This window comes from Paraglaciecola sp. 20A4 (assembly GCF_011378905.1).
Lineage (GTDB): Bacteria > Pseudomonadota > Gammaproteobacteria > Enterobacterales > Alteromonadaceae > Paraglaciecola.
Map to the genome: position 1 here is coordinate 370,351 of NZ_WTPY01000002.1, position 19,063 is coordinate 389,413.

Here is a 19,063-nt window from a genome sequence, read left to right on the forward strand (position 1 = left end):
GTATACCGTGGACAATAACTTTTGGCTAACGCTTCGTGATGAAGCTAAGGTGATGGCTGAAAAAGAGCCCGTACTCGCCACCTATGCTGAAGAATGTATTTTAAAACAAGATAACTTCGCAGGTGCATTGAGCTTTATTTTATCTAATAAGCTGTCGGACAAAGTTATGTCGGCCGAAGCATTGCGCAGCATGTTGCAACAAGCATATCGCGATCAACCCTTGCTTGTTGAAGCAACTGTTTTTGACATTCAAGCCACATTTGAGCGTGATCCTGCGGTGAAATCTTTCCTTACTGTCTTGTTATATTTTAAAGGCTTTCACGCTATCCAAGTACATAGGTTTGCACATATGCTTTGGTTGATGGGGCGCCACGAATTAGCCTTGTTCGTACAAAGCCGCAGTTCTGAAGTCTTGTCAGTCGATATTCATCCAGCAGCCTATATCGGTCAGGGCGTGATGTTCGATCACGCCACAGGCATTGTAGTCGGTGAAACGGCTGTGATTGAAGATAATGTATCCATTATGCAATCTGTGACACTGGGCGGCACAGGAAATGAGAGTGGCGATCGTCATCCAAAAGTACGCCGGGGTGTAATGATAGGTGCCGGCGCTAAAATATTGGGCAATATTGAAATTGGACCAGGGGCAAAAGTCGGTGCCGGTAGTGTGGTATTAAGCGATGTACCAGCTCATGTAACCGTCGCGGGTGTGCCTGCTAAGATTGTTGGTAAACCTAGCTGTCAAAATCCTTGTCTAACCATGCGTCAAAACGTATTAGAAGACTAATTAGAAATCAGCTATACCTCAGGTGCAGCTGATTTATTTTGTCGGACTCGAGCAACGGTGGTCGTTATGGTAAGTTGCGTTTTTCAGTTATAAAGAGCACAGTTCGCTTAAGTGTTGTAACTGAATATCAGGCAAAACAGTCACATCCTCATTCTGTAAGTTCATACTGCGATTATCCGCGTACCACGCACTCATAAACCCAGCTTTTTTTGCACCAAGCACGTCTTTTTCTAAATTATCCCCTACGTGCAAAATCGATTCACTTGGTAAATTAAGTAACTGCTGGGCAGCATCAAACATGGCGCTACTGGGCTTCATGGGAAACGTTAAGCTGGCATGAAAACTTTCTTGAAAGTAGTCCGCGATACCAATTTGCTTAAGGTTGACGTTGCCATTAGTAATGGCTACCAAAGGCCAACGCTCACCAAGCTCGCCCAGAATACGGGTTACGTCTTCGCCAACCTGAAAGTTGCTGCGCTCAAAGTAAAAAAAATCAAAAGCTTGGTCTACCGCATCTTTAAGTGCGGATCCGCTGTGACCGAATGCTCGCAGGCCACTGGTGAGAACTTCTCTACGTAACAACCCCATATCGCTATGTAAATTTGGTTTTTGCTGCAAGGTTGTATGTTTATGGCGACGCCAATAGTCGGCGTGACTGTGAGCAGGATCATCGGCGAAGCTACCTAAGAATTCGATCAATGCATGCTCGGCTCGAATGATATAAGGGTAGTTATCGTACAAGGTGTCATCGAGATCAAATGTCATGGCCTTTATTTGGCCTGTTTTACGATAGTAAATCATTTACGCGGTTTCATCCTCTTAATGTGGCAAGCTTATTTGCGTCTTTTGGCTCTGGGGTGCGCTGTATCGTATACGCTCGCTAAATGCTGAAAGTTCAAGTGTGTATACACCTGAGTTGTAGACAAATTCGCGTGTCCTAGTAGTTCTTGCACCCCACGTAAGTCGCCGCTTGATTCGAGAATATGGGTGGCAAATGAATGGCGTAGCTTATGGGGATTTATATGTTGGTCTAAATGCTGTTGCTTGGCCCATAACTGCATACGCTTGGCAATTTGCCTGTGGCTAATTCTACGTCTGTGTTTACTGAGGAATAGCGCAGGTTCATCACCGTCTACTAATTCGCCGCGTACTTTTAGCCATTCATTCACGCAACCTAAGGCAGTTTTTCCGATAGGCAATATGCGTTCCTTACTGCCTTTACCCATGACTCTCAGCTGTGCATCGTTTTGGATGCTAGCGAGATTTAAATCGGCTAGTTCAGCTAAACGTAAACCGCAGCTGTAGGTTAATTCCAACATGGCTTTGTCACGGATTCCGAGTAACGAATCATCATCAAAGTCGAGCAGTTGATGCATCTCATCTACATTGAGTTGCTTGGGCAGAGGACTACCTTGTTTGGGCGCCTGAATAGCTTTTGCTGGGTTGCTAGTTAAAATATTTTTCTCGACTAAATAACTACAGTAACCGCGTAGGGCTGAAAGCCTAAGGGCAATACTTCGCGGGCTTAAGCCTTGCCGACGGGCTTGGTTTAGTACTTGTCGAACATGATCAACGGTGAGTTGTGTCCAATTATTTATCGTTAAAACAGCACAGATACTGGCCAGTTGACGCTGGTAATTTTGGATTGATTTTGGTGCAAGATTACGTTCGTACTTTAAGTAATAGAAGTACTTGTCTAGCGAAGGTTGCAGGCCGGGCTGCGACATCACTAATACGCAAGTAATTTAGGCAACAGAATACTTAAAAACTGCTGCAATTGCGTGATGAGTAGCGTGTCCATATCGGGATTAAAGTGGCCTGGATCATTGCTACCGATTGCCAAAATACCTAACTCGCCATTTTCACCTAAACGCAGTAAAGCGACTGACTCTGCTTGTTGATCGTTGAACAACAACTTTTTTTCATGCTCACTTAAGCGGCCAAAGAAAAAGGAATTATCTTTAAAACGTTTTTCAGCAAAAAGCTTACGTTGAATTTCTGGTATCGCAAACGCCCCTTTATAGGGTTTTAGGGCAACAGATGATAAGTTCAACTGCTCTTGCATAACATTTTCGAGTACATATTGTACCGAGCTAATATCGGTGCATTTGAGCACACGCAAGTTCAAGTCAGCATAAATTCGATAAATTGCTTCGTTTTGCTTCGCGATATTGATCAATTGACTGAGTTTGCTATTTAACAAACGCACTTTTTGCCGTAGCTGTTCACTTTGTCGTTCTACAAGCGACACGCTGCCTTTATGGGCGTGTGGTATTTGTAGTTCTTCAAGTAATATAGGCTGTTTAACGAAAAAATCAGGGTGCTGAGTGAGATATTCCGCCACCTGTTGTTCCGTTACGCCATCCGGTTCAGCAAAAGTGGAGGTGACGTCGAGTTGACTTTTTTGCTGACCAGATGCTTCATTCATAACGTGATATTTCCATCAAAGACATGCTCAGCTGTCCCTGTCATTTTTAAGATTGAGCCCGGCCCTTGCCAACGAATCTTCAAGGTGCCACCAGGTAAATCGACGGTGACTTCTTTATTTAACTTTTTCTGCAATTGGCCAACAGCCACAGCGGCACATGCACCACTGCCGCAGGCGAGTGTTTCACCTACACCGCGCTCATATACACGCAGCTTAATATGGCCGCTGTTTAAAATCTGCATAAAGCCGATATTTGCCCCTTCAGGGAATCGTTCATGGGCAACTAACATTTTACCGATGCCTTCTACATCAGCTGTTTCCACATCATCGACCAACAATACACAATGGGGGTTACCCATTGAAACTGCACCGCAAAAAAAGGTGTGTTCATTGTTGCGAATAATATAAATGTTTTCTTGTTTGTTGGCCTTAAGCGGTATTTTTGCCGGTTCGAAATTGGGCTCACCCATGTTCACGGTAATTTGGCCATCACGCTCATGGTACAACACCATGCGGCCAGCCTTGGTGCTGACGACTATTTTATTACGATTTGTTAGACCTTTCATCTTAACGAAACGTGCAAAACAGCGGGCACCGTTGCCACACTGGGAAACTTCAGACCCATCAGAATTGAAAATCCGGTAATGGAAGTCTTGTTCGGGATCGTACGGAGGCTCAACAACCAATAGTTGGTCGAAGCCGATACCGAAATTGCGATCTGCCAATTGGGCAATCTTTTCTTTGCTGAAAAAAACGTTTTGCGTCACGTTGTCAATCACGACAAAATCGTTACCCAAGCCGTGCATCTTTGAAAACTGAACTTGCATGTTTGCCACTTACGTAAAAATCACTTAACCGGGCGACAATCGCCCTTGTATCAAGTACCTATAATGACGTTTATATCATTTCAAAGCACAGCTGACTACGCATTTGCACCCAGCCCAACTGGGTTACGGTGCAAAGAGGTCGACTTGGTTGCTACAGCACGCTTTCGCCGCGCCATAAATCTTCAAGTTTTTCACGCTCGCGCACGACGATCACTTTATCACTGTCGACCATAATCTCAGCTGCCTTGCAGCGGCTATTATAGTTCGACGCCATAACGAATCCATAAGCCCCGGCGCTACGTACAGCCAGATAGTCACCCGCTTCGACGGCAAGTTCACGGTCTTTGCCGATAAAATCCCCGGTTTCGCAAATTGGACCAACGACATCATAAATGGCGCTATTGCGCGTTAACGAGATGTCTAGCGGAATGATATTTTGCCAAGCGGAGTAAAGCGCTGGGCGAATTAAATCATTCATAGCAGCATCAACGATGGCAAAGTTCTTTTCAGCACCTTGTTTTAAAAACTCAACTTTGGTTAACAGTACACCCGCATTCGCCATAATGGCTCGGCCCGGCTCGAAAATTAGCTGCAGGTCTTGACGACCGCTCATTCGCTGAGTAATCGCTTGGGTGTATTCGTCTGGATGCGGTGGTGTTTCATCTTTGTAAGTTACACCTAAACCGCCGCCTACATCCAAATGAGATAGCGTTATATCGTTTGCTGCTAGTTCATCGATTAACAATAGAAGTTTATCGAGAGCGTCGACAAAGGGGGCTATTTCAGTTAGCTGTGAACCGATATGACAATCGATTCCTTTGATGGCCAGATTAGGTAATGAGGCAGCATGACGGTATACGTCCACAGCTTGTTCTCGCTCGATACCGAACTTATTAGCTTTTAAACCGGTGGAGATGTAAGGATGCGTTTTGGCATCTACATCTGGATTTACACGAATAGAGATCGGCGCAATTTTGTTTTCGGCAACAGCGACTTGACTGATGCGTTCTAATTCGGCTGGTGATTCGACATTAAAGCACTTGATATTGTGTTGTAGACCGAGTGCAATTTCTTCATGGGTTTTACCCACACCTGAAAATACCACTTTTGTTGGATCGCCGCCTGCGGCTAGCACCCGTAGTAATTCACCGCCTGAAACAATATCAAAACCCGAGCCAAGCTTTGCCAATACGCTTAATACGCCTAAATTCGAGTTAGCTTTTACCGCGTAACAGACCAAATGTGGATGAGCTCCAGCTGCTTTGTCGAATGCCAACCAATGGCGCTCTATTGTTGCCCGAGAATAAACATAACATGGGGTGCCATGGGTTTGGGCTATGTCTTGCAGTGATACATCTTCTGCATATAGTTTTTCATTTTTGTAGCCAAAAAAATCCATATTACTGCTTACCTTCTTGCATATCTTTAGATGGGAGAGGCGATGCTTGTGGTGACGTATTTTGTTGCGGTTTTTCAGGCAAAAATAGCGGCTTCTTTTGCCCGCAACCTTGCAATGTTAACAGAGTAATAGTGCTAATTAGCGTTAATAGAAATATGCTTTTACGTCCCATCACAGGCCTCAACTGATAGTGTAGCCGCGTATGATGGCACTCCCAGCGTAAAATGCAACGTGTTAGCCGTGCTTTAGGCATTATATTCTATATCTATATCACCCTAAGCAGGCCTTTGGTTAAGGTTTGTTTTAATAGTGCGAAGTTATACCAATTACACAAAGACTAGCGACTGATGACAGGTAGCTTATCCAGTTGGGTGATAACGGATTGGGGAAAGCGAACTTTACTCCATAATTGCTCGCATAAAGAATCAACTGCTTGCCAGTCTCGTTTGAGCAACCAATCTATTAAAATATCTGGATTTTGTGGATACTCTATGCGCTCAATTGCTGGTTTGAGTAACCATTCTTCAACAATATCAGTATCTAATGTAGCCATACTCTGGCCAAGCCCGAGTTGCATTAACGTTTTAGCATTGGAAAGCTGTTCGAATTGCCCACTTAACGGTTTAATTAAAAGCTTTTTACCAAAATGCAAACACTCACTCGCCAGTTCAAATCCTGCATTGGCGATAACTCCCGAACAGGTCTGTAAAACCTGCAAAAAGTCCATTTTTGACGGACATCGCCAACTAATATTTCCAATTTGATGATCGACTTCTATTTTTGGATGGAAACAGACAAAGTCATGTTCTGAAAATGAGTCAAGTAGCGCACTGACATCAGCTATTTCTTCAAAGGGTAAATATACTAAATACGTCCGAGATAGTGGATTTTTTGCGTCATCAGCTTCGATGAAGGGTGGCATAATAGCGTGGCCAAAGTGATACCAGTGTACGCCGAGCTGCAAATCGGTAGGTGCGAAGTACTGGGTAATTAAGCGGTCGAACAAAGTACCCTCGTGTTTGGGTATAGGATGCATAAATGCAGCCTGATGACTTATAGAGATAGATGGGATCTTGTTTAATTTCGCAGCCCAAGCGCTAATGGGTTCAAAATCATTGATGATCAAATCATAATCTTGGGCGCGTACAGTTTTAATGTCGCGGTATAACTCACCTATCTTGGCCGCTTTTAGGGTCTCGTATTGACTGATTTTACCGCCCCGTGTTTCGAAGCTCAATCCACGATAACTGGCAAAGTCACCAAATACTTGCATGTCGAAATATTTATTTTTTTCACGACCAGAGAACAAATAATCTACCTGAATATCTTTGCGCAGGCTAAAAGCTTTAGCCATGACTCGAGCACGCGTTGTGTGTCCGTTTCCTGTACCTTGTACACCGTAAAGAATTTTCAAAGTTTCGACTCTTATAATAAGGATAAACTGAAATAGGACATACTCAGACCCAATGCGGCGCCAGCAATAATATCGCTTGGATAATGCACACCCAGTAATACACGAGACAAGCCAATAATACTGGCCCAGCAATATACTAAAATCATCATTGATGGGTAAAAGCTAGCGATTAAAGAAGCCATTAAAAAGGCTGCCGCAGTATGGCCGGAGGGCAGGCTAAATTTGTCTGAGGGCGTGATATGCGCGTTGAAATTTTGCAATAAGTCACAGGGACGCTGGCGGCGTAGAAACTTCTTTAAAATTAGGTATACAGGCAATTCAAGACTATAAGCAAGCAAAGCGCTGTATATAAACAGGGCGCCGTGTTCAGCTTCAAATATCCACAGTAGCAAACCGAGAACTAGGTATAAATGACCATCCCCGGTTCGTGACATCCAAATGACTAAGCGGCAGTCGCGCTTAGCGGTAAGTCCGAATAGCCAATGAAATAGCTGGGTGTCTGTCTGAGTAAGTGTTTTCAAGGTCACACTCCATCAACGCGCAATCAATTCGATGGGTTGATACTATTTTTGCTGTGTGAAGTTTAGGTGACAGATTAAAGAACACTTTATGAATTAAATTACCCACGGCAGTTGCAGACAAAAAGCGGGATAAAAGGACGATTAGTAGTAGCATTGCAAATGCCTAGCAGTATACTGGGTGTAAATCGACTAAAGGGGATTAACAATGGAATATAATACGTCTGCATTATGTGATTTGTTTGCCGATAGTGTTGATGTGGTTGAACCCATGTTTGTAAGTTTTGGTGGTCGCGCGTCATTTGGTGGTGAAATAACGACAATCAAATGTTTTGAAGATAAAGGCTTGATCCTTAATGCGCTTGAACAACCTGGGCTTGGAAAAGTACTGCTGATTGACGGCGGTGGTTCAATGCGCCGAGCGTTGATCGATTCAACCGCCGCACAAATTGCTTTTGATAATGGATGGGAAGGTATTATCTGTTATGGCAGTGTACGAGAGGTTGATGATTTAGAAGAAATTAATGTGGGTGTACATGCCATTGCGTCTATTCCGGTCAGTGCCGATGATAAAGGTGTTGGGGAAGTGGATGTTGCGGTAAATTTTGGCGGTGTGACGTTCTTGCCTGAAGATCATGTGTACGCCGACAGGACCGGAATTATTCTGTCACCTGAACCCCTCGACGTCGAATAATCAAACTATTTTTTCAGTAAAACTGTTATTTCAGATATAAAAAAACGCCATCAAATGATGGCGTTTTTAGTATCAATATCTGTAACTATAAGATTACTTACCAACAAGAACTGAAACGTTCGCGATACCCGCTTCTTTTGCTTGGTTAATAACTTCTACCACAATACCGTGCTTCGCTTTTGGATGAGCTTGAACAGCCGCAGAATCGGTGTTGTTTTCAGCCAAGAAGCTTTGAATGTTTGCCACGATACGGCGGATGTCCACTTCACGACTATTCATCATGATAGTGCCATCTTGCTCAACGCGGATTGCTAGAGATTTAACATTCGTTTTCGGCGGCGGTGAGTTTGTGTCTTTTGGACGCATAACATCTAAACCTTTTTCTTTTACGAAAGAGGTGGTAACAATGAAGAAAATCAACATGATGAACACGATGTCCAACATGGGGGTCATATCTATTGCTGCTTCGTCATCAGCAGCGCCGTGCTTCTTTCTTTTCATCTGTTCTTGTCGCCAAATTGTTGATAATGAATTCGCCTAGTATAAAGGCACTTTTAATTGAGAGCATCCACTAATTACATATATTTATGCAATTGTATTAACGAAAACGTATTGTTGTTCACATGTATGGTATTAAAAATAACCAATTCAGATTTGCCAGACGGCGAATCAAAGATGCGAAGGATGCTGATTTACTAGCAAAACAAATCGTTTATTCTCTTTATTGACATATTCCCACGACTTAAAACAACCACGAGTGTCGCCCAGATCGTGCTGAGGATCTCGCAGATCGTTTCTGGTTCGCAGGCTATTTGTATCGTAGAACGATCTTTTTTGCAAACCCAGTATATTTTTTGTGCACTAAAATTGTATTCGACTATGTGGTTTTAGAGTTTTAGAACTTTTGTGCTCAATGGCTTGGCCTAAATGGGCAAAGTAATCAAGAAAGTGATGTTGCACGGTAACGCGATGCTGCTCTCTTGGATAAATACCTAGTTTGGCTTCAGGACTTTTTTTTGTACCTTGAACCAAAAAAGCATTGCGTATGGAATGATCTTGTATGATCGCTTCAAATGCGCGAGCTGCGAGCTCTTGAGGGCGTGCAAAATAAAACAACTTCATTTCTTTATCAACTGCGGCGCTGGTTAGCACATATTGATTGGCTTCTTTTTTATTGCTGCTTAGAAATATACTTTCGAAACAGCCGCTTAATTTTTTATTCAGAGGATGGGTGTGCATTTCATGGTCATCAAGCCATAACTCTGAGGCGAAATTTTGCGCGTTACTAGCAACGAATAGTTTGTCACACACATAATGATCAAATGCATGAAACCACTCATGGGCTAAGGAGCCGCCACCTGCATTTTTAGCTAACGCTAAACGCTTAGTTTGAGATTCGTAATGGGCGCAACTGTGCTTGCGGCCACCTGTCCCAAACGCTAGAGATAACGAGCCATTTAAGGTTATCACGGACTCCGGAACTTGTAGAATGTCCATCAGATCACAAAACCCATCGAAAAAAAGATTAGCGGCTATCTGTTGTTCTTCAGGGGTGACCCATTTACCGATATTAATAGTGCGAAAACCAAAAATTTTAACGATATCGTGAAAGCTCACGTCTGCGCCCGCACGATGTTCAATGCCGTTACGGTAATAAGGTCGATGCAGACGAGATTGCCCTGCTATAGGTGTCACTGACTGTCGCTGTCCAATTCTAATAGCAATTGTTCTGTCCAACTCTCGATGCGTTGCTCAGTTTTATCATATTGATTTTCATCATCCAGAGACAAACCGACAAAGTGAGTACCATCTTTTGTTAGCCCTTTCGATTCTTCGAATTCGTAACCTTCGTTAGGCCAATAGCCAACGATATTGCACTCGAGAATTACTAACTCGTCATGCAGCATACCAAGGGCATCTTGAAACCATTGTGTATATCCAAGTTGATCACCTAGACCAAACAGCGCAACGGTTTTGTCTTTAAGGTTAAGCTGACTGATATCTTGCCAACTTGATTCCCAATCTTCTTGTAACTCACCGAAGTCCCAGGTGGAAATACCAAATATGAGCACCTCAAATTGTTCAGCTTGGCTCAATGGTACATCTTTAATATTAAAAATATCGACCACATGCTCATCGAACAAACGGTTGAACGCAGTCTGAATTTTTTCAGCGGCCATTTCGGTGTAGCACGTGGTTGAGCCGTAGAATAGGCCAATTTTAAAGGACGTATCTGACATGAATACCTTTTTTAAAGCGTTAAAAAATGGTGCTATTGTCCTTGTTTGCTAGGCATTGGTCTAGGTCTGATAGGCCTTGAGAGTGCAATTATTCGCTATTAAGAATACAGACATCAACACTTAGCTGCAGCGTAATAGGTAATGCTGCTAATTAAGCCATTACGTAATTGGTAAATTGACATAGCACACTGGGACGATGTAATGCCATTGTGTTGGGAAAAAGCTTCTTCAACGATCGCAATAGTATCGCCTAAGACAACACTGTCTTTTATTTGCGAACGGGCGTTCGGTTTTGCTTTGAAATGGGCTTGCATGGCTTCGTGCAGCTGATTTTTGTCAGCTGTTTCTGCCACTAACTGATTATTTGCTACGTTAAGCCATTTAACGTCTTCAGTCATATTGAGCAACATGGCATCAATGTCATGGGCATTGTAAGCCTGCATGAAGCTGGCAATGCGATCTAAGTTGGCCGTGGCTTGTTGTGCATGGCTTTGAAAGCTAAATACGCTTAGCACAAAAAGTATGGAAAAGGCGTAGCGCGCACAGGTTGTAAAACGAGCGGAAGGTATTTTCATAGTGTTTACTCATGAGATTGAATCATTAAGGTATGGTCAATATTCCATTCTTTTACAGTAGGCGACAACTGTTTACCTATAAAGATTTTAGTTAACAATTCGTTAATTATTTAATTAATATATAGTATAAATACTATTATAATGGACTATGTCACGGCATCGTGTCATCGCTGCTAGCTCTTTAGCCCATCTTACAGGCGAATAAAAATTCGCAACCTGTGCTAACCATTTATCTGTTTATAGGATCCGTTTGATATGACATTCGCTAATTCGACTACGTTGCCTGATTGGCAAAACCCTCAGATTTTTGCGATTAACAAAGAGCCCGCTCGTGCTTCGTTTTATAGTTTCTCAAAGGACCCAGGTGGATATGTAGATAGACCGTTCACGTCTAAAAATTATTTGCTGCTCAATGGTAAATGGGATTTCAATTGGGTTAATTCGCCGGCATTTCGGCCCGATGATTTTTTCAAACCTGATTTTAATACCGACCAATGGGGCAAAATAGATGTTCCAGGTAATTGGCAACTTCTGGGCTATGGAGCGGCAAATTATATTAATACGCGGATAGATTTTGCTGAGCATCCTATTGCAGGACAAGTGCCTGAAGATAATAATCCGGTTGGCTCTTACCGACGCACTTTCTCTTTACCCGAAGGGTGGAAAAATCAACGAGTTTTCGCCTATCTCGGAGCGGTCAAATCTGCTTTTTATTTGTGGATCAACGGGCATAAGGTTGGGTATTCTCAGGATTCGAAAACGCCGGCAGAATTTGATATTACCGAGTACCTAAAAGCGGGCGAGAATGTGATTGCCATGCAGGTGTATCGTTGGTCTGATGGCACCTATTTAGAGTTACAAGATATGTGGCGTTTAAGTGGGATTGAACGCGATGTGTATTTATATAGTACGCCAAACATGCGCGTACGTGACTTTCACGTTCTTAGTACCTTAAACGACACTTATAACGATGGGCAGTTTGAGTTGCAAGTCAATATTCAATCTCACTTAGCCTGCCAAAGCGATGAACAGACAGCTTATCAATTGCAGGCCCAATTACTGGGGCCTGATCAACACTTAGTCATGAGCGAAAAGTTATTCATCCAAGCTCATAACAGGCAACAAGTCGATGTGATTTTTACCAAAAAAATTGACAATGTAGCCAAGTGGAGTGCTGAAGATCCGAATCTATATCAGTTAAAACTGACACTACTTGATGAAAATAATCAGGCTGTGCAGCATATTTATACGCGCGTTGGATTTCGCACCAGTGAACTCAAAAACGGCAATGTGTTGATCAATGGACAAGCTGTTTTGTTTAAAGGCGTCAACCGTCATGACCACGATCCTGTTACAGGGCATGTAATAAGTCGCGAATCAATGCGCCGTGACATGCAACTGCTTAAGCAGTTTAATATTAATGCTGTGCGCACTTCGCATTACCCCAATGACCCTTATTGGTATGCATTGGCTGATGAATACGGTATGTACCTAGTCGATGAAGCGAATATCGAGTCTCATGGAGTGGGGGCAGCGAATCAAGCAGTCCCTTACGATCCGAGTGGACATATGGGAAATATGCCGCAGTGGAGAGATGCTTATCGAGACCGTGTATCGAACATGTACGAGCGAGATAAAAATCATCCGAGTATCGTGATTTGGTCGATTGGTAATGAAACCGGCGATGGCCCCAACATGGAAGCGATGTATGACTGGCTTAAAACCAAAACCAGCATGCCTGTTATGTCTGAGCAAGCACAACTGCGTCGGCATACGGATATGTATAGCCAAATGTATGCCTCTATTCCGGTTCTCGAACATTACGCACAATTAGGTGAAACACGGCCATTGATTCTTTGCGAATATGAACACGCCATGGGTAACTCTATGGGTAACCTTGCCGACTACTGGCGAGTCATTGAGCAATATCCGCTATTACAAGGTGGGTTTATTTGGGATTGGGTCGATCAAACGTTTGCTGTCACCACCGAAGATGGCATTCCATATTGGGGATATGGCGGGGACTTAGAAGAACCAGGTATGTATCACGACGGTAATTTTAGTGCTAATGGCATGATGGCTGCGGACAGAACGCCTAATCCACACGCTTATGAGGTGTATGCTGTTTATCAACACATGAGCGTAGAATCCCTAGATATGGTGAGTAACACTATTCGGGTAAAGAATAAGCGTTATTTTACTGACTTGTCTGATGTAATCTTACTATGGCGAATTGAAGAAAATGGCAATGTTATTCAAAAAGGCAGCATTGAGAATTTGCTTGTTGCCCCTCAAACGACTGAACTCATTAAATTTACTGTAGACGTTAGTTTAACCGATAGCGCTGAGTATTTTGTTATTTTTGAGTTTTCCACTAAACAGGGTAATGACATGGTACCCGCAAATTTTGTTGTAGCGCGCAGCCAAGTCCCTATACCAACTTATGCTACGCAGTCCATCGATAAACCAAAGGTGATCCGTAATAAGACCAATGGTTTGCAGATTAGAGAACGTGATTCGGCGCTGACGATTACTTCGGATGTGTTCTCAATCAGCTTTGATACTGTGTTGGGATTGATCAGCGATTACCAGTTGCAAGGACAGCGAATGCTATTATCGGGTATTCGCCCCGATTTTTGGCGGGCCCCAACGGATAATGATTTTGGCGAAGGTTTTCCTGAGAAAGCCAAAGACTGGCAGTATGCTGGTCAACATACTGAGTTAACGGCGTTCAACTGGAAGGAAACTGACGATAGTATTGAAATCCGTACAGAACATTATCTGACTGATGTACAAAGCCGTTATTTGAGCAAGTACACGGTCAGTGAAGATGGCAGTATTACCTTTGATATTTGGTTTTACGCAGCGCCCCATAAAATGCATAGTGCGCTACCACGTATCGGTAGTTTGCTGCAAATGCCCGAGGAATTTGAGCAAGTTGAATGGTTTGGTCGTGGCCCTCATGAAAATTATTGGGATCGTAAACAATCGGCTTTGGTGAGTCGATACGCCATGGCAGTAGATGATCTTTATTTTCCTTATGTGCGTCCACAAGAAAATGGCTACCGCAGCGATGTACGAACTGTCTCATTTAAAAATAAAAAGGGCTTAGGATTAACCTTTAATGGTTTACCCCAGATTGGCTTCGGTGCCCAGCGCTATGATGTTTATGATTACGACCAATTCGAAAAACGTGGATTACACCCACATGAACTGACTAAGCAAGATAGGATATTTATCAATATTGATTATAAACAGCGGGGCGTTGCGGGAACAGATTCCTGGGGTACGGCACCTTTATTTCAATACACCTTGCCTTGGCGAGATTACCACTATGGTTTCGTTATGAAGCCTTACAAAACCTAGAGGCGCGTGCGTTAATTATTACCTCTGGTGTTACCATAAAGCATCTGCTCAGAGACTAATTGTGAATACGTCTCTGAGTTTTTTTCTCAGTTGACTTGACCATGCTTGCACAACTACATATAAATCACCGCAAACAGTTGAATGGGAAATAACATGAAAAGTAAATTTGTAATGCTGTGGACATGTATTGCAGTATTATATGGGTGTCATAGTGTTCAGCCCATGGGAGATAGCCCTGTAGCTCAGGCGGAACAACACAATCCGCCCGCTGGACATGTGACAACCGTAAACGGGCGCTGGCTTATGGAAGCAAACGGCGAAGTGATGCTTGACCCGCAAACTTCAGGTTTGACTGTTTGGAACGGCAAGCTGATTTCCTTAAGTGACAGAAGTGCTGACCGATCTCAGCGATTACAATTGCATGTAATTTCATCAGAAACCGCTTTAGTATCCCCAGAAATAATGGCATTTGAACTAAGCGATACGTTAAAAGACAGTTGTTTTGCCAGTTACATTCAAGAAAATCCAGATTTAGAAGCGCTAGTGGCAGTGCCCAACGAGCCTGGTGTGTTTTTTACGATTACTGAAGATGCGAGCGACCATCAAGGCCTTAGTCCTGTGTGTGCCGAGAAGTATGGGCATTCAGGTTCCGTCGTTTATCCCTTTCTATTAGTTCGACTTGCGGTGCAAACAGACCATTCTGTGCTGATGACTCATGTGCGCCCTTTAATGTTTTCTGATGAGCTTAACCTCGCTAACTTTCCCAATGACGGCATTGAAGGCTTAGCCCTAAGCGATGACGGGCAGTTATACTTAGCCTTAGAAAAAGATGCCGCTGGTGGTGCGCGAGTCTTTACCACTGATATATCTGCAGAGTTTTGGCAGCAAAATGATTTTATCCCCATGCGTGACACACAGGTCAAGCTGCCATCGTTTGAGCACGGCAATCACCCCATTAATGCGCTGGAATTTTATCAATATGGTGGGCATCGCTATTTGTTTGCTGCCGCGCGCAATGATGAACAGCTCTGGGTAATAGATTTAGCTGGCCAGCAAGATGCATTAGTAGTTGATTTGCACTTTTTCGCTCAACTTGATACCCCGAACGAAATTTGCTCAGGTTGGGAGCCTATGGATAATGCGTCTATCGAAGGTTTGACTGTTATTGACGATACATTGTGGATGGTTAACGACCCATGGAAAGCCGTTTATTTACAAAATATTCAGTGTGAGCAAAACCGCGCCAAATTCGAAAAAATGGCGCCTTTGCTCTTCAGTTTACCTATACAGGATGCTTGGTTTCGTTAGGCTAACTGTTTGCAGTACTAAACAGATTTTAAGCGACTGGCGAAGGTCTTTTTGAATTTAGCCAGTTTAGGCGCGACCACCATATTACAATATTGATTTTGCGGATTATTACTGAAGTAATCCTGGTGATAATCTTCCGCTTGATGGTAATTGTTTAGGGCGATCACTTCAGTTACAACAGGATCTGGCCAAATCTGCTCGTCAGTGATCTCTTGCAGAATCTTTTCAGCAGCCACTTTTTGCTCATCGTCATGATAGAAAATAGCACTGCGATATTGTGTGCCGACATCATTGCCTTGTCGATTCAATTGGGTAGGGTTGTGCAAGGTAAAGAAGATTTCTAACACTTCACGGTAGCTTAGTTTGTCGGCGTCAAAATTAACCCGTACTACCTCAGCATGCCCAGTCTGGCCGCCACATACAGCCTCATAGGTTGGGTCTGGAGTTTGCCCACCGGCATAAGCACTAACGGCCAGTTCTACGCCATCAACTGTGTTAAATGCAGATTCTAAACACCAGAAACAGCCGCCGCCTAGAGTGGCCTGTTGAATATTTGCCATGACTTACCTCGTTAAATTTGTAAAACCTTAATGTGGTCACGCTCGTGCCTTGGTTCAAGGTGTAAAAGAGATTAATCTATTTTACACCTTGCAGCGTACTTATCTTAGTACACATATTGTGACGCTCATTAGGAGAAATGCATGCAAATTAGGATATTTTACGATGGTTACTGCCCTTTATGTTTAGCCGAAATGCATAAACTGAAAAAATACGATAAGGCGCACAAAATTTCGTTTGTGGATATTCAACAGTCAGACTTTGCCGAACATTTTCCTGACCTTAATTGGCACGAATTAGATGCCCGTATCCATGTGCAAAAGTTGGATGGCACTCTGGTGACTGGGCTAGATGCAACTTATTTAGCATGGAAGATGGTCGGAAAAGGGTGGCTGTATGCTTGGCTTCGCTGGCCAATCATCCGATGGTTTGCGGATGGCTTTTACAGTATATTTGCACGACATAGATATGCCATTTCATATTTATTGACTGGAAAGAAGCGCTGCCAATCCTGTGAAATTCCAAAGCTTGTTGGTGCCGATACAAGCCGGTCAGCATCAAGCAAAGTCAATAACGGGAGCGCCGGGTAATGGAGCAAAAAGGTAATGCACTAGTCATTGGCGCGTCAGGCGGCATTGGTCAAGAAGTGTTTCGGCAGCTTATCGACTCAGCTCGTTATAAAATGGTATATGGTGTGAGCAGAAACTTACAGCAACAAGCTGGCGCCGATATATCGCACTTCGTGAAAGGCGCTCAGCTAATCGAACTTGATTATACTGAAGAGTCGGCGGTCGCCCGATTTTGCCAAGAACAACAAGGTACTGGGCAATTTACCCGCGTTATTTGCTGTAGTGGTGTTCTGCATGGAGCCAGTAACGATGGAACAAATCTACAGCCAGAAAAACGCTTAGAGGAGATGTCGGCGGATAAGCTTAGCGCTTATTTTTCAATTAATACGATTCAGCCTGCTATGTGGTTACGATATTTGTTGCCTTTGGTTAAAGGCAATCAATCGGCTGACATTAGCTTTTTTAGTGCGCGAGTGGGCAGCATTCAAGATAACCGCCTAGGCGGCTGGTATGGTTATAGAGCGAGTAAGGCGGCGCTAAATATGTTGGTAAAAACCGCACAGGTAGAATACCAACGGCGTGCCAAAAATGTCAGTTTAATCTGTTATCACCCTGGCACGGTTGATACGGCCTTATCGAAACCCTTTCAAGCGAATGTAAAAGCGCAAAAATTGTTTACCCGTGAATTCAGTGTATCTCGCTTATTGAGCTATTTAAATGGGCTGACCCCAGAGCAGGGGCCATATTTTATTGATTGGGACGGAAAAGTGATCCCTTGGTAATTGGGCGCGTTTACACATTGTAAATATTTTGTGCTTTTTACCATCTTTATGAATGCACCTGAGCGAAGACTTTTTAATTATCTGCTGTTAACATCCGTTCATTACAATAAAAATATAACAATAATAAAGGATGACACTATGGGTGCACCTCGCGAACAGTTTGGGTCTCGTTTAGGTTTTATTCTCGCGGCAGCAGGCTCAGCTGTCGGGATCGGAAATATGGTTGGTTTTCCGGTTGCTGCAACAAAAAATGGCGGCGGCGCTTTCCTGCTGATGTATGCCATTTTCGTTGCATTTATCTGTTTACCTGTGATGCTTGCTGAAATGTCAGTCGGCCGTGCTAGTCGTAAAGATCCTCTCGGTGCTTACAACGTGCTTTCTGGCGGTCAGTGGCATTGGAAAATAGCTGGTTGGCTTGCCATTATCACCCCTTTTATGATTGCCATATTCTATTTGGTACTGACGGTATGGATTTTTGGTTATTTAGTACAAAGCGTACTGGGGAATCTTGAATTATTAGCCGATCCAAACACCTTTGGCGTATTTATTAACGGTTATGAATTGTTTTATTACATGATAGGCGTTCTGATTATTGTGTATTTAATTCTGCAAGGCGGGGTTAAACAAGGCATAGAGAAAGCTGCAAAGCTGATGATGCCAGCTCTTTTTATTATGTTAATAGCTCTAGTGATCTTTGTTTTGACGCTAGATAACGCCTTCGAAGGCGTGAAGTACTATCTTATCCCAGACTTCAACAAGATTGACGCCGCAGTTGTTAGCGCGGCGTTGTCCCAGGCATTTTTCTCTTTATCATTGGGCATGGGGATCATGCTCACATACGGTTCCTATCTAGACAAACACAGTGATGTGCCCGGTTCGGCGAAACTGGTTGCCTTAATGGATACGGGTGTTGCGTTTATTGCAGGTTTGCTCATATTACCCGCGGTCTTTTCGTTCAACCCAAATACCAATACGGAAAGTTTAAGTGACTCTTCGGTAGGCATGATTTTCACATTCTTGCCGAAAATATTCTTAGCACTACAAACAACAATTGGCTACGCAGGCGCAAGCGTGGTGGCAAGCTTGTTCTTCTTGTTAGTATTTTTTGCCGCAATTACCTCTTTGGTGTCCATTTTCGAAGTACCGGTTTCGGCTATGATGGACGAGAAAGGCTATAGTCGTAAGAAGTCGTTGGGGATACTAGGCGCTTTACTCGTAGTACTTTCTATTATGGCGGCTACGTCGTTTGGTATTTCAACCTTCTTCACTGAGTTTGTGAGTTATGCGGGACAAACAAAGTCTGTTTTTGATGTGATTATCGACGTGTTTTACGACACTATATTACCCTTTAATGGCCTGTTGGTTTGTTTATTCGTTATCTACCGCTGGAAGAAAAGTAACTTAAATGCTGAACTGGATATAGGCGCACCAAAATTTGCTAAAAGCTGGTTCGAAAGGTATGTCAATTTCTCGCTGGGTACCTTTATTCCTGTTATTTTACTGTTGGTGTTTATTAATACCGTTGCCCTGAAATATTTTGGTAACGCATTAATTGGTTAGAGACGTAACGGTACTGCGCGCGCAATCTATTTTGTTAG

Annotated in this window: 19 protein-coding genes; 7 read left to right on the plus strand and 12 right to left on the minus strand. The window is 43.3% G+C overall.

Annotation, left to right across the window (positions count from 1 at the left end):
* Positions 1–7: 7 nt before the first annotated feature.
* Positions 8–787, plus strand: a complete 780-nt coding sequence (gene cysE, locus GQS54_RS04110) for a serine O-acetyltransferase (RefSeq protein ID WP_166422731.1) — start codon at positions 8–10, stop codon at positions 785–787.
* 87 nt (positions 788–874) lie between these two features.
* Here the strand turns inward: cysE and GQS54_RS04115 are convergent, their stop codons facing one another.
* The 7 genes from GQS54_RS04115 to GQS54_RS04145 all read right to left on the minus strand — a co-directional run bounded on the left by GQS54_RS04115 (position 875) and on the right by GQS54_RS04145 (position 7,376).
* Positions 875–1,588, minus strand: coding sequence for an HAD-IA family hydrolase (locus GQS54_RS04115; protein WP_166422732.1), 714 nt, complete (start codon positions 1,586–1,588; stop codon positions 875–877).
* 32 nt (positions 1,589–1,620) lie between these two features.
* Positions 1,621–2,517 carry a tyrosine-type recombinase/integrase gene (locus GQS54_RS04120; RefSeq protein ID WP_346766549.1) on the minus strand — a complete coding sequence of 299 codons (897 nt, stop codon included), beginning with the start codon at positions 2,515–2,517 and terminating at the stop codon, positions 1,621–1,623.
* Entirely contained in the window at positions 2,517–3,215 is a 699-nt protein-coding gene (locus GQS54_RS04125) for a DUF484 family protein (protein ID WP_166422734.1), read from the minus strand. The genes GQS54_RS04120 and GQS54_RS04125 overlap by 1 nt, the downstream gene beginning before the upstream one ends.
* A complete protein-coding gene (gene dapF, locus GQS54_RS04130; protein ID WP_166422735.1) occupies positions 3,212–4,042 on the minus strand; it encodes a diaminopimelate epimerase in 831 nt (276 codons plus the stop codon). The genes GQS54_RS04125 and dapF overlap by 4 nt, the downstream gene beginning before the upstream one ends.
* Before the next feature lie 151 nt (positions 4,043–4,193).
* Positions 4,194–5,441: a diaminopimelate decarboxylase gene (lysA, locus tag GQS54_RS04135; protein ID WP_166422736.1), complete on the minus strand. Its 1,248-nt coding sequence runs from the start codon at positions 5,439–5,441 to the stop codon at positions 4,194–4,196.
* Positions 5,442–5,778: 337 nt separating this feature from the next.
* Positions 5,779–6,855, minus strand: a complete 1,077-nt coding sequence (locus GQS54_RS04140) for an MJ1255/VC2487 family glycosyltransferase (RefSeq protein ID WP_166422737.1) — start codon at positions 6,853–6,855, stop codon at positions 5,779–5,781.
* Between the two features lie 11 nt (positions 6,856–6,866).
* The gene (locus GQS54_RS04145; RefSeq protein WP_166422738.1) at positions 6,867–7,376 is read right to left on the minus strand and encodes a phosphatase PAP2 family protein; all 510 of its coding nucleotides are present in this window, start codon (positions 7,374–7,376) and stop codon (positions 6,867–6,869) included.
* 205 nt (positions 7,377–7,581) lie between these two features.
* Between GQS54_RS04145 and rraA the strand changes: the two genes are divergently transcribed.
* Complete coding sequence (gene rraA / locus GQS54_RS04150) at positions 7,582–8,067, plus strand: ribonuclease E activity regulator RraA (protein WP_158771836.1); 486 nt, start codon at positions 7,582–7,584, stop codon at positions 8,065–8,067.
* Between the two features lie 93 nt (positions 8,068–8,160).
* Here the strand turns inward: rraA and GQS54_RS04155 are convergent, their stop codons facing one another.
* From GQS54_RS04155 to GQS54_RS04170, 4 genes are all read right to left on the minus strand, one after another.
* A complete protein-coding gene (locus GQS54_RS04155; RefSeq protein WP_158771835.1) occupies positions 8,161–8,568 on the minus strand; it encodes a biopolymer transporter ExbD in 408 nt (135 codons plus the stop codon).
* Positions 8,569–8,928: 360 nt separating this feature from the next.
* Positions 8,929–9,762: a CLCA_X family protein gene (locus GQS54_RS04160; RefSeq protein ID WP_166422739.1), complete on the minus strand. Its 834-nt coding sequence runs from the start codon at positions 9,760–9,762 to the stop codon at positions 8,929–8,931.
* Positions 9,759–10,307 carry a flavodoxin FldB gene (fldB, locus tag GQS54_RS04165; protein WP_166422740.1) on the minus strand — a complete coding sequence of 183 codons (549 nt, stop codon included), beginning with the start codon at positions 10,305–10,307 and terminating at the stop codon, positions 9,759–9,761. Before fldB ends, GQS54_RS04160 begins: the two co-directional genes overlap by 4 nt.
* 113 nt (positions 10,308–10,420) lie before the next feature.
* Positions 10,421–10,882 carry a nuclear transport factor 2 family protein gene (locus tag GQS54_RS04170; protein WP_166422741.1) on the minus strand — a complete coding sequence of 154 codons (462 nt, stop codon included), beginning with the start codon at positions 10,880–10,882 and terminating at the stop codon, positions 10,421–10,423.
* 255 nt (positions 10,883–11,137) lie between these two features.
* Here GQS54_RS04170 and GQS54_RS04175 point away from each other — a divergent pair, with 255 nt between their 5' ends.
* On the plus strand, positions 11,138–14,248 hold the full coding sequence (locus tag GQS54_RS04175; protein ID WP_166422742.1) for a glycoside hydrolase family 2 TIM barrel-domain containing protein: 3,111 nt from the start codon (positions 11,138–11,140) through the stop codon (positions 14,246–14,248).
* A gap of 153 nt (positions 14,249–14,401) precedes the next feature.
* Positions 14,402–15,556 carry a hypothetical protein gene (locus GQS54_RS04180; protein WP_166422743.1) on the plus strand — a complete coding sequence of 385 codons (1,155 nt, stop codon included), beginning with the start codon at positions 14,402–14,404 and terminating at the stop codon, positions 15,554–15,556.
* Positions 15,557–15,573: 17 nt separating this feature from the next.
* On the opposite strand, the gene msrA is transcribed toward GQS54_RS04180, so the two are convergent.
* Positions 15,574–16,116 (minus strand): peptide-methionine (S)-S-oxide reductase MsrA, encoded by a 543-nt coding sequence (gene msrA / locus GQS54_RS04185; protein ID WP_166422744.1) that lies wholly within the window; start codon positions 16,114–16,116, stop codon positions 15,574–15,576.
* A 141-nt stretch (positions 16,117–16,257) separates the two neighbouring features.
* On the opposite strand from msrA, the gene GQS54_RS04190 reads away from it, so the two are divergent.
* The 3 genes from GQS54_RS04190 to GQS54_RS04200 all read left to right on the plus strand — a co-directional run bounded on the left by GQS54_RS04190 (position 16,258) and on the right by GQS54_RS04200 (position 19,025).
* Positions 16,258–16,704 (plus strand): DUF393 domain-containing protein, encoded by a 447-nt coding sequence (locus GQS54_RS04190; RefSeq protein ID WP_166422745.1) that lies wholly within the window; start codon positions 16,258–16,260, stop codon positions 16,702–16,704.
* Positions 16,704–17,465, plus strand: a complete 762-nt coding sequence (locus GQS54_RS04195; protein ID WP_166422746.1) for an SDR family NAD(P)-dependent oxidoreductase — start codon at positions 16,704–16,706, stop codon at positions 17,463–17,465. Before GQS54_RS04190 ends, GQS54_RS04195 begins: the two co-directional genes overlap by 1 nt.
* Before the next feature lie 138 nt (positions 17,466–17,603).
* Positions 17,604–19,025 (plus strand): sodium-dependent transporter, encoded by a 1,422-nt coding sequence (locus GQS54_RS04200; RefSeq protein WP_166422747.1) that lies wholly within the window; start codon positions 17,604–17,606, stop codon positions 19,023–19,025.
* Positions 19,026–19,063: the final 38 nt, after the last annotated feature.